The sequence below is a fragment of the Sulfolobus acidocaldarius SUSAZ genome, from assembly GCA_000508305.1.
Lineage (GTDB): Archaea > Thermoproteota > Thermoprotei_A > Sulfolobales > Sulfolobaceae > Sulfolobus > Sulfolobus acidocaldarius_A.
This window is the reverse complement of record CP006977.1, coordinates 2,049,733-2,061,920: the sequence shown is the minus strand read 5'-3', so window position 1 is coordinate 2,061,920 and position 12,188 is coordinate 2,049,733. Positions and strand designations below refer to the sequence as shown.

Genomic DNA, 12,188 nt, shown 5'->3' with positions numbered 1-12,188 from the left:
GGTTTTGCAGTATATTTCTTTTGTTTCTAGCGATAAAGTTCCCTATTTTCTCATAAATGTAATAATTTCATATTATACCATATTTTTTGTATGTGAAAAATCGAGTATATAATACCAACTTATCGTATTGTATAATTATTAGAGACACACAGTGTAAATTTCACCCGTTTCCATTGAACTTCAAGTAAATTGGCAGATATAGGTTTTGTATATAGGTGAAGAGGGAAAAGCGGTTGTAGATTTCGTGTTTCATTGAAATCAATTGAAATATACTGTGTGTATTTTAAGGTTAGGGAAAAAAATAAGACGAAACAAAAGAAATATACTCTAATTAGAAGGAATCCATTATTTGCACAAGTGTGTCAGTATATTCCTTTGTTCCTAGAGGTGTGATACCTAGGTATCTCGCTATGTCCTGGGTGACTTTCTTTTGTTTAATGGATTCATTAATAGCTTTCTCTATTAGTCTAGCTGCTTCGCTCCATCCCATAAAGTATAACATTAGTTCACATGATTTTATTATTCCTGTAGGATTTGCTACATTTTTGCCTGCATATTTTGGTGCTGTACCATGTATAGCTTCAAACATTCCTCCAGTATCTCCAATGTTGGCACCTCCTAGCATTCCTATATTTCCAATTAATGCTCCAGCAGCATCTGATATATAATCACCATTTACGTTAGGGGCAAGTATTATATCGTATTCATCAGGTCTAATGATTATTTGTTGAAGCATGTTATCCGCTATCCTATCATTAAGTATAACCTTTCCTTCTGAATTAACTCCCCGGTTAATTTCCTCCTCAGTCGCTATCTTATCTCTATATTCATTTAGTGCTACTTCATATGCCCATTCCCTAAAGGATCCTTCAGTGTATTTCATTACATTTCCTTTATGCATTACAGTGACTTTCTTTCTAGAGTTCTGAAGAGCGTAGTTTAATGCCAGTCTGGTAATTCTCTGGGTTTTGAACTTACTCATAACCTTTAGTCCTATTCCTGTATCATCTTCAATATCTACCTTTAATTCCTCTCTAAGGAATTTTCTTATTTTCTTTGCCTCTTCACTATCATAGGGAAATTCTATGCCCCTGTATAGGTCGTCTGTGTTTTCTCTAAATATAATCATATCTACCTTTTCTGGATGTTTAAGTGGGCTTTCTAGCCCTTCAATGTACTTAACTGGTCTTATGTTTGCGTAGAGGTCAAGCATTAATCTTATTGCGACATTTATGGACTTCCATCCTTTTCCTATGGGAGTTTCCAAAGGTCCCTTTAATACAACCCTATACTTTAATAACATGTCCTGCGTCTCTTTCGGGAACCTATCTCCTGTGATCTTGTTTGCTTTCTCTCCTGCATACACTTCTAACCATTTGATCTCTCTAGAACTTTTATAAGCTTTCTCTACAGCCTTATTCACTACTCTGATAGCTGAATTAGTAATTTCAGGTCCTATTCCATCTCCCTCTATATATAGAATTATTGGTTTATTTGATACTACCCATTTTCCCTTTTCAAACTTTATTGGCTCCCCATCTTGAGGTTCTTTGTACAACATGACCAATAGTTCAACGCATATCCTTTTAATCTTTTAGATGTAGTTTATCATGACTAATCCCTTATTTTTCAGTTTCAAAGTATGTATTAAGAAAACTCGATAAAGTTTATATAACCACGTTTTTACAACACATCAATGATATCCTATTTCCTAGTTTTGTTGATTATCTTATCGTCAGGTTTGGGCTTATACTTAGGTTACCCTGCTACCTATAGTCAAACAACTAACGCTTTACCGAGTTATGTTAGTGTCAGTATAGTGGTCCCGCCTAAAAACCTTGGGTTATTACAAATTTATATACAGCAACATAAAATCCTGAACGAAGATGAGTTATATTCACTATTTATACCGTCTAACGAGATCTCGCAGTTAGTAAATCTACTTAAGGACAACGGGATACAGCCCAACGTAACTCTCAATGTCATATCTTTTCAAGCATCCCCATATCTAGTTGAGAAATTGTTTAAAGGTCAATATATTATTACAAGATTCCTAGGCAAAACTGTCTACTATTTTATCGCAGGAAGTAGTATAGCTTCCGGTTTAGTAATATCTAGTAATATAACAAATGCGCTTGTTGAAAAACCCATGAATATGATAAATCTGACCCAGGAGCAGTTACAGGGCTATTCTATTAGTACGCCCAATGATATCAGAACAGCATATAATATTTCATATCTATTGGATAATGGTATAACAGGAAAGGGAGTAAATATAGGAGTTCTTGTATTTGATGGTAATCCGTATATACAGCAAGAACTTAGTACTTTTGACCAGTTATACAATATAACCTCTCCCCCATTTTTGGATATCGTCCCTATAGGTCCCTTTAACCCTAATGATGGTATACAATCAGGCTGGGCACTGGAAGCCTCATTAGATGTTGAGTATGTCCATTCCATAGCTCCCGGTGCAGGGATTGTGCTATATGTTGCAAATTCTAACCTACCCCTTCCTGAGATTTTAGCCAATATAGTTCAAGATAATCAAGTGGCAGTTCTCTCTCAAAGTTTTGGGATACCTGAAATTTACTTTCTAATGGGTGAACTTCCTCTTTCATATCTGCAGTCAATAATGTATGAATATTGGTTGGGTGAGGCTTTAGGGATAACCTTTGTGGCTTCAAGTGGAGATGCTGGAGCTACAGGATATAATTTCTATCTTAGTCCTATGGGATCCCAGTTGGTTCCAGCGTCAATTCCCTATGTGTTAGCTGTTGGTGGAACTAGTCTGTTTGCCTCTTATAACCAAACCTATCAGATAGCATGGAGTGGACAAAGTATTTTAGGTAGTAGTACAGGCGGATACAGCTCACTATTTCCATCACCATATTATCAGTCATTATCAGGTTTTAGGAAAGTCCCTGATGTGGCAGCATTAGCTGATCCCTATACCGGAGTTAAGGTTGTTTATGTAAACAATGAAACTGTAATTGTGGGCGGTACGTCTGTGGCATCTCCGATAGTATCTGGTATTATAGCGTTAACAGTTCAAGTAAAAGGTCGGCTAGGGTTCATAAATCCACTAATATACAATATATCTAACACTCCAGCATTAGGAAAGATTAGTTTTGGTTATAATGGTGGATATACTGCAAACTCCTCTAACAATCTGGTAACAGGTTTAGGCTACATAAACGCAGGATATTTCATTAAATTAATTAGTATACCAAAGTCATCTTTAGCTTTAGGTTTACAGAATTTCACTGCAGTCCCAGGAGAAAAAGTGAAGGTTGTAGCTCAATTAACAGGAGTTAGTGGGCAACAGATGCCTTTAGATATATATGCCAACGTATTTAACGGAACTAATATTGTCTCATCCATTACGTTATCTTATAACGGTAGCTATTATGTTGGATATTTCAATTATACCAGATCTGGAATATACGAGATTGTAGCAAACTATAATGGTCTTTATGGGTTCTCGTATATAATATATGGATATCAAGCTATATTTCTGTTCCCATTAGTTGCAGTTTATCCCATACCTGGAAACATTCCCGTAATAGCCTTGATAACATATCCTAACGGAACACCGATTTCCTCTGCAAAGGGCTTTTCACTGCAAGTCTATAATGAGAATCAGCTTACCGGACATTTAGCAAAGGCTTTTACAATTAACCTAGTAAATCAAAAAATTGTTAACACTTCGCAATTAGGTATAAAGGTTAACACAACGGAAAATTTACTGGAAGGATACCTCAACTTCTCAAGTTTTAATAATTTTGGAGGAGTCTGGGTTCTTGCTGTAAATAATGCTATTGGGCTAGATGAGTTTGTGTTAGGATTTTACGTAATTCCAATCTTATTGCCAAACACATTAGCTGAGCCTATCAGCACATATGTTGGGGGAAGTTTAACATTATATATTTATGAATTAGGCTTAGGGTATCCTAACATAACTGTTAATTTCATTAAGAATGGATTAACCTATTACAGCACTAATGTTAATGCAGTTCCAATATCATCCTCTTCCTATTATATCAGTAAAATACAAGTTCCTCTAAACCTCTCATCTGGATATTATACTGTAGAGGCTATAGCCAAGTATAGTAACGGGAGTTATAGTTCATTTGGAGTTGGTTATACACAAATATATATTACCAGTAACAGACTGAGCGTCTTAAGTTATGTTAATAATGTGGCTTTTGAAAACGAGACAATACAAGTAAAAGCTTTAATACAGAATAGCATAAATGACTCGAAGGTAACTCTAGGATCATTTTCTGCTATACTTACACCATCATACTCTATTGGTAACCCCTCTTCCGGTATATACTACATTGTACCTCTTCATTTTAACGGGAGCTACTGGATAGGTGATTTCACAATTCCATCCCAGAGTTCAGGTCTTCCCTATAGCTTGATATCTGGTTTATGGTATGTATATATAGTGGGTATATCTGATGATGGAAGTGTAGTTCCTGTGAATACTTCGGTTAACTACTCCACATTGGAGGCTTTTCCGAGTTCCAGTGGACTGGAGTTGACAGTAATGCCCTACGTTTATGTGAAATTCTTTAACGGTACTAACGCTGTAGGTCTATATATAGAAAATGCGTTCTTTAAGAACGAGCACGTTGTTCTCATGAATTCAGTAGTCAAGAATCTCACGGCTATAAACTCCTCTATAGTTCTGATAAATACTGAAGTATACAACCTTTCTCTTCTAAATTCCAAAGTGTTTACATATACAAATGTTAGCACATATCAGGGACAGAACTTAGTGACCTTTACCTCTGCTCCATTGAATAATGGCTCGCAGACCGGTATTTCGGCTTTGACTATTGAGGCGATAGCATCAATTATTTCACTAATTCCTTTGATTGTGCTACTAGTCCTCGAGAGAAATAAGAAGATTTAGTACCCTAAGAAAGTTAAAAGCTATAAAGAGTCTAGTTTTTTCATTTCACAATTTTCCCTTAGAAGGGCTAAGGCTTTAGTTAGAAGGTAAATGATATAAGTCTATGAGAGCAAATCTAATTATTATGTGGTATACTGGGAGTGGTGATAGTGGTAAAACTAGACTACCTTCAGGAGGCGAAGTATGGAAGGACGAGGACTTAGTTGTAGCTTTGGGGGATTTGGACGAGTTGAACTCCTCTTTAGGAGTTGTTATAAGTTTATATCCAGATATTAAAGAAGTATTGGAGACTGTACAGTCTGATATCTTTGAGCTTTCATCTGAAATTGCTGGATTTGAGATGAACTTTGACGAGGAAAAAGTGAAACATGTGGAAAAATTAATTAAAGAGTACTCCAAAACCTTAGAGCCTATAAAGAACTTTGTTCTTCCAGGTGGTCATATTGCCTCATCATCTCTTCATCTCTCAAGGGCTATCTGTAGGAGGGCAGAACGAAGTATAGTAAGGTTATTGAAGACTAACAGAGCTAAACAGATTCATGAAAAATACCTAAATAGACTCTCAACGTTGCTGTTTATATTAGCTCTTTATGTCAATAAGAAAACTAATAATCCAAACATTTTATGGAGAAAGTCTATTCCACATTAATCCCTATGCCCTTTTTTAGGGCAACCTTATATGCCATATATGCTGTTAAATTGTCTTCAGAGGCTATTCCTATGGTCTTGAATAATGATGGTCTTTTGACCTTCAAACCTCTATTGATTACCTCACCGATTTCAATAACCTTTTCCTTCCTTAGAACACCATTATTTATAGGCTGAATATAATCTCCTGTTTCATTCGCTACCGCCTCAACAGAATCCACCATATATGTCTCAATCTTTCTTATAGTGTCATCATCTATTTCCCTTGACTCAGGTGTATGGGCACCTATACTGGAGATGTGGAAATCGTCTCTCAAATATTTACCTAAAATCACGGGGGAGGATGAGGAAGTTGTGGAAAATATAACATCAGCTTCCTTTAGCACTTTTTCTAGTTCTACAGCCTCAGCACCGAATTCTTTAGCTAATAAATAATGATTCCTCCTTGCTGAAATCAACACCCTATCAACTCTAAAATAACTTAAGCCTAATTTTAGGTGGTAACGGGCTTCGGTACCAGCTCCTATTATACCTAAAGTTCCTATTGTTCTCGTGTTCATGGCTAGCTCCGCTGATAAAATACTCGCGGACGAAGTCCTAATTGCTGTAAGGACTAAACCATCCAGTATGGCTAATGTCTCTCCTGTATCTGGGGACATCAATATAACTACTCCTTGCACACTCGGTATATTTCTTTCCTTATTTGATGGTATTACGTTGACTATCTTTACTGCAAGAGAGAGATCAGTGTAAGAAGGCATGATTCCCCACCAGTTTCCCTTAACGTTCAGTACTTGTCTTTGCGGTTGCACTACTCTCCTTGCTGAATATAGTGAAAAAGCTTCTTTGACTGCATTTACAGCTGTTTCGACGTCAAGAATTTCCTCTAACTGAGTTTTATTCAGTACGAGCATTGTTGATACTTGATTGTTCTACGAATATATTAAATATTACCTCAAGTTTATTGGAAATCGTTTAGCGTAAGATAGGTAGTTTTATTTTTTCATTCAGCCATATGAATATCTAATGGAAGATTATTGGATTAAGATATTTGAGTCTGATCTTTACATTAACGAGATGCTGAAGATATGGGAAGAAGGAGAAAAGTGGGCTAAGTGGATAGATGAAGTAATTAAGAAATATAAGATTGATGCGAGAAATATTCTTGATGTACCTTGTGGAATTGGTAGAGTTAGTTACTATCTCACTAGATTGAACTACAACGTAAGCGGAATTGATATATCAGAAAAGATGATTAACACGGCGAAGGAGAGAGTTAAAAAAGGTAACTTTATCAAGGGAGACATGAGACATCTCTCAACTTTAATAAGAGATAAATTCGACATTATTCTAAATATTTTTAACAGTCTGGGTTATTATGAGGAGGAAGACGATTTAAGGATATTGAACGAATTCAGAGCAGTTTTAAAACAGGGTGGTCTACTTATTGTTAACTTGGAGAATAGGGACTATGCTATTTATAACAAACCAGAGGTAGTACACTCTTACGTTCCGCCCTATGTGATTATTGATAAAAATGATTTTGATCCTTTCTCCTCAAGGTTGAAAGTCACCAGGTCTTATTTAAAGGATGGAAAAGAGATAGAGAGAATAACATTTTCGCAGAGATTTTATAGTTTACATGAAATAGTTAGATTGTTAACAAAGTCTGGATTTGAAATACTGGAGGTTTTAAGTGGATATTCATGGAAGAGATTTGAAGTTACTGATCCACAAATGGCAATAATCGCAAAGCCAATTTGATTTCTAATTATATTTTATTGTTAATGCATAATCTCTTATTTGTCTTAATAATTAAGTCTAATTTCTAGAGATCGAGATATATCCTGAACTATCCTAATTTTACTGAACATATAGCATAAACAAAACAATCTATATCGAGAATTAACATGAGATATCTCAACAGTTTTTAAACACCTCCACGTTATTTCTCTAAATATTTTATAAATTTTCTAATAAGTTAATCATTATTGTAATTTATCATTATAATACGTTTATTAATCACTCTATATGTCAGTATTGTTCAAAAAGTTTATATTATATTAAACAGTAGTATATAGTATGATAAGGGTTCTCAAAGCTGCAATACTTGGTTCGACAGGATTGGTAGGTATAGAATACGTAAGGATGTTGACAAATCATCCATATATAAAAGTGGCATATCTAGCAGGTAAAGGTTCAGTAGGTAAGCCATATGGTGAAGTAGTAAGATGGCAGACAATTGGTCAAATTCCGAAAGAAGTTGCAAATATGGAGATAAAGCCAACTGATCCTAAGCTAATGAACGATATAGACTTAGTTTTTTCTCCATTACCTGCTGGAGCTGCAGGACCTGTAGAGGAGGAGTTTGCTAAACATGGGTTCAAAGTGATAAGTGACTCGCCAGATCACAGATTTGAGCCTGATATTCCATTATTAATACCAGAAATTAATCCTCATACAATAACATTAATAGACGAACAGAAAAAGAAAAGGGATTGGAAGGGGTTTATAGTTACAACACCATTATGTGCTGCGCAAGGAGTGCTTTTGCCTTTGGCACCAATTTATCAAAACTTCAAGGTAGATAGTGTTTTCATAACGACTATGCAAGCGGTATCAGGTGAAGGATATCCTGGCGTAGCCTCATTAGACATTATTGATAATATAAAGGTTCTTGGAGACAATTATGATAATAAGTTAATCAAAGAGGTACATAGAGTTCTATCAGAAACTAAGAGGAACGTGAATGATAGTGGTAATGATGTTACTCTCTCTGCTACAACACATAGGGTAGCCACTATTCACGGTCATTATGAGATAATTTATGTTACGTTTAAGGAAGATGTTAACGTGGAGAAAGTAAGGGAGGCTATGGATAACTTTAAGGGAGAACCGCAGAACTTAAAACTACCTACAGCTCCATCCAAGCCTATAATCCTAACTGATGAGGATTCGAGACCTCAAGTTTACTTTGATAGATGGGCTGGAGAAATTCCGGGTATGAGTGTGGTGGTTGGAAGACTTTCTCAAGTTAATAGGCGGGCTATAAGGTTTGCTTCCCTAATTCATAATACTGTCAGAGGAGCTGCAGGTGGGGGTATAATAGCAACAGAATTCCTGGTCGAGAAGGGTTATATGGAATAGTTTCGTCTTATATACCTCAAATCAAAGTAGTAATAATTTTTTATTGGATATATGAATCCTTTTATATGTTGATGAGCACATTCTTTTCTGATTTAATGAAGAAAGTGGCCAGGTCTGAGGTAGATAAGTGTTGGATTTTATAACACTAGCTGTTAATTCAGGTATTGATAGAGATTTAGTTATACAAGCATATAAGAGGATTAACGGAGGATATTACGTAAGTATCTCATATGCAAAATCACCAATTTTATATGAATTAGACTCATGGCCTAGGAAGTACGTCAGAAAGCCATTTTTGGCTTGGTTACAGAGATCACAACCTGAAATGATAGACAAGGTTATTTCCCTTTTTGTTACATTAGATGTTCATATACTTCACGCCGTTTCCTCGTCACTTACAGGTTTACCTTTAAACTCTAGGGTAATTTCGCAGGATATTGATAATGTATTTTCAGAGATAAAGAAGGAGGCTACATCATTAGGTTTAACTATCTATCCGGAAAAAGAAGACTTGGGAGTTAATTATAGTCTACTCAAGGACATGATTATCGATTTAGTAGATAAGAGGAAGGCAGAGATTAGCGTAGACATTAAGGACATATTGGAGGATATAGCATATGATAGTGAGTTCATGGAGAAATTAAAGAGTAGTAAGAGTTGGATTAAAACTGTTTCAAGGGGCAAGGCATTAAAGGCTATGATATTGGAAAATAAGTTTGATGAATTTGTGGAGTCTGAAAAGATAAAACTACTTTATCTTTTAGCTTCAAGATCCCTCTATTTTGATAGGTCGTTACTCTTGAATGGAATAAGTAATACACTAAATTCCATTAGAAACCCTGATCCTGAATTAACATCGCAACTAAATGAATTGGTGGATCAGATGAAAAAGAAATTATCATATTTCTAACATAATCTAACACATAATAAGTAATGACAAAAACCGGCAATTTTATTTAGAAAATAATCAGATTCAATCTATTAGATAAAACTGATTAGAAACATTTTGCGATTACCTTTTTAAACGATTATTTTTGATGAATTAAGTGTGGAGAAGAATAAACAACAAAAAACAAGGAAAAAGAGGGTAAGTAGAGAGAGTATAACAGCCTTTAAGAAAGAATTAAAGTCGCTTTCTATGGAACCGATATACGGTGAGTCCCTAAAGGATATACTGGCTAGGCTGACTTCTAAACTGGAAGAAGTAGCACTATCTTATGGGTACGAGATTGAATTTCCGGAGAGAGCTAAAAAGGAAGTTGAAGGAGATGTTTATTACTTCATTTATCCTATCAAAGTAAAGACAAAGCACGGAGAGAAAAGACTAACATTAGAAGTTGAATATATGCTTTATGAAGAAGGTAGATGGATGGGAATAATAACAGACGTGTTATAATTTTTGATCTGCAATTGTTTAAATTTTAGTTCCAGGTCGTAATATGCTACCGTGATCAACCTCCTTATCAGGTGATACTAAAGCACCTAACTTTTCAACTCTCCCTCTTATCACATTCGCTGGGTAGCTTGACATTATAACATTGGATCCTATCTTAGAATTACTCCCTACTATACTGTATGTAAGGTAACTCTTTGAACCTATTTCAGCTCCAGGTTGTATTGAAGAATGGACTATCTCACAGTATGCTCCTACTTTTGCACCTCTCTCCACTGAGCTGTAATCTCTTACAAGTGAAAAATTCCCTATGTATGCATTTTCGCCAATGTAAGCTGGTCCCTTAACAACAGCGTAATCATCTATAACCGCGTTATTATCGATTATAACTTTCTTTCCTATAATAGCTGTCTTGGATATCTCACTAGAACTTGATATAACAGTTTCGTGCTTGCTTAATAAAGCTTCTAAAGCACCGATAATATCTTCAGGGTAACCTATGTCAAACCAATCCCTACTCCATATAAAGTACTTTATCTTACTTTTACGTTGATTAAGGTAATCTATGAAATCCTCAAATGTCTCATTCTTTATTATGTATGCTCCTGCAAGGGCTAAAGTTGATCCCTCTTTCACTACTTCTAATCCCTCAGTGTTTATCTTTGCTAGTCCATAAGTTTGGATTCCTTTACTCACAGGTACTAGTGGTATAACTATCTCGGAACCTGAAACGGAAAACGCATTAACTAGATTCACGTAAAACTCTTCTGGTGCAACAATATCTCCAAAAGCTATTACTATATTATCGTCATCTGATTTTTCTAATCCATCCTTTATAGCTCCACTGATACCTTCCCTATGTTGATTTATTACCTCAAAGCTTATGTTTAGTTTTTCTAGTTCATCTTCAATTAACTTTTTACCTCGATCAGTAGTCACCACAACGAAATCATTTATTCCCGCTTTTTTCAAGCCTGAAATGGAATAGGAAAGAATCATTTTACCAAGTATATTAATGGTCTCCTTTTGTACTCTCTCAGTATATGGTAACAACCCTTCACCTTTGCCACCGGCAAGAATTATAGCTTGCATATGAGTAAATCTCATTACGGTTAAATAATGATAGTTGAAGCATTAGTTCCTCTCAAATTGACCTTATTTGGAGAGCATGCTGTAGTGTATGGAAGACCTGCTATAGCGTATACTATATCAGAATACTTGAAGATAAGAATTATAGAAAGTGAAAGGTTTTATGTCACATCGAATACTTTAGAACTCACTGGTGTCAAAGTAGATCTGCATGAATACAAAGTGGAAAACGAGAACGTGAAGAGAGTTTTAGCTTACATAACTGAGACTATAAATTACTTTGGTGCAGAGAAAAAAGTTAGTATTGATATTGAGTCACCAGTGGATCCATCTGTTGGGTTAGGCACTAGCGCAGGTGTAGTAGTAGGTATGGTCTCTGCTTACTCTACGCTTTTAGGTCACAAACTATCTAGAGAGCAAATAGCTAAAATATCTCATGAGATCGAGTTAAGGGTTCAAGGATTGGCTAGCATTATGGACACACATACAGAGACTTTTGGAGGGTTTATTCTGGTTAAGAAAGGGGGTAAGGAAGTTGAGAAATTAGATGCAAACATGAGCTTTTCCTCAGGCTATTTCAGGAGAATGGCAACTACTGCTGATATGTTAAAGAGAGTTAAAAAACTCAAGGAATCCAAACCCCAGTTATTTGAATCTGTATTAAATGTGATAGAGCAAGTCACCACTGAGGCAAAAAATGCAATTGTTAAGAACGATGAAGAAGAACTGGGAGAATTAATGTACATCAACCATGGTCTTCTGTTTTCAATAGGCATTACTGTCCCTGTAATAGATCAAATTGTCTCAACTGCAAGGATAGCAGGTGTTAAAGGGTGTAAGGTTAGCGGTGGTGGTGGAGGAGGAGCTGTGGTCTGTACTAAGAGTGAGCAAGCGGAATTTCTGATAAAAGCCATGGGAGGAAAACTGATAAACGCTAACCCTTCGTTCAATGGAGTTATGATAAAGTTAATTTAGTAGTTAGCATAG

Annotated in this window: 10 protein-coding genes; 7 read left to right on the top strand and 3 right to left on the bottom strand. The window is 35.7% G+C overall.

What is annotated here, in order from left to right; genetic code table 11:
• Window positions 1-331: 331 nt before the first annotated feature.
• On the bottom strand, window positions 332-1,567 hold the full coding sequence (locus tag SUSAZ_11185) for an isocitrate dehydrogenase (protein AHC52380.1): 1,236 nt from the start codon (window positions 1,565-1,567) through the stop codon (window positions 332-334).
• A 129-nt stretch (window positions 1,568-1,696) separates the two neighbouring features.
• Here SUSAZ_11185 and SUSAZ_11180 point away from each other — a divergent pair, with 129 nt between their 5' ends.
• Window positions 1,697-4,924, top strand: coding sequence for a hypothetical protein (locus SUSAZ_11180; GenBank protein ID AHC52379.1), 3,228 nt, complete (start codon window positions 1,697-1,699; stop codon window positions 4,922-4,924).
• A 118-nt stretch (window positions 4,925-5,042) separates the two neighbouring features.
• The gene (locus SUSAZ_11175) at window positions 5,043-5,573 is read left to right on the top strand and encodes an ATP--cobalamin adenosyltransferase (GenBank protein AHC52378.1); all 531 of its coding nucleotides are present in this window, start codon (window positions 5,043-5,045) and stop codon (window positions 5,571-5,573) included.
• Here SUSAZ_11175 and SUSAZ_11170 read toward each other — a convergent pair.
• A complete protein-coding gene (locus SUSAZ_11170) occupies window positions 5,560-6,486 on the bottom strand; it encodes an ornithine cyclodeaminase (GenBank protein AHC52377.1) in 927 nt (308 codons plus the stop codon). The two genes, SUSAZ_11175 and SUSAZ_11170, sit on opposite strands and share 14 nt — an antisense overlap.
• 112 nt (window positions 6,487-6,598) lie before the next feature.
• Between SUSAZ_11170 and SUSAZ_11165 the strand changes: the two genes are divergently transcribed.
• The 4 genes from SUSAZ_11165 (at window position 6,599) to SUSAZ_11150 (ending at window position 10,115) form a co-directional block, all read left to right on the top strand.
• The gene (locus tag SUSAZ_11165) at window positions 6,599-7,336 is read left to right on the top strand and encodes an SAM-dependent methyltransferase (GenBank protein ID AHC52376.1); all 738 of its coding nucleotides are present in this window, start codon (window positions 6,599-6,601) and stop codon (window positions 7,334-7,336) included.
• A gap of 318 nt (window positions 7,337-7,654) precedes the next feature.
• Complete coding sequence (locus tag SUSAZ_11160) at window positions 7,655-8,719, top strand: aspartate-semialdehyde dehydrogenase (GenBank protein AHC52375.1); 1,065 nt, start codon at window positions 7,655-7,657, stop codon at window positions 8,717-8,719.
• A 127-nt stretch (window positions 8,720-8,846) separates the two neighbouring features.
• Window positions 8,847-9,629 carry a hypothetical protein gene (locus tag SUSAZ_11155; GenBank protein AHC52679.1) on the top strand — a complete coding sequence of 261 codons (783 nt, stop codon included), beginning with the start codon at window positions 8,847-8,849 and terminating at the stop codon, window positions 9,627-9,629.
• 138 nt (window positions 9,630-9,767) lie between these two features.
• Complete coding sequence (locus SUSAZ_11150; GenBank protein AHC52374.1) at window positions 9,768-10,115, top strand: hypothetical protein; 348 nt, start codon at window positions 9,768-9,770, stop codon at window positions 10,113-10,115.
• 18 nt (window positions 10,116-10,133) lie between these two features.
• Here the strand turns inward: SUSAZ_11150 and SUSAZ_11145 are convergent, their stop codons facing one another.
• Window positions 10,134-11,204, bottom strand: coding sequence for a nucleotidyltransferase (locus SUSAZ_11145; protein ID AHC52373.1), 1,071 nt, complete (start codon window positions 11,202-11,204; stop codon window positions 10,134-10,136).
• Window positions 11,205-11,231: 27 nt separating this feature from the next.
• Between SUSAZ_11145 and SUSAZ_11140 the strand changes: the two genes are divergently transcribed.
• Window positions 11,232-12,176 (top strand): mevalonate kinase, encoded by a 945-nt coding sequence (locus tag SUSAZ_11140; GenBank protein ID AHC52372.1) that lies wholly within the window; start codon window positions 11,232-11,234, stop codon window positions 12,174-12,176.
• Window positions 12,177-12,188: the final 12 nt, after the last annotated feature.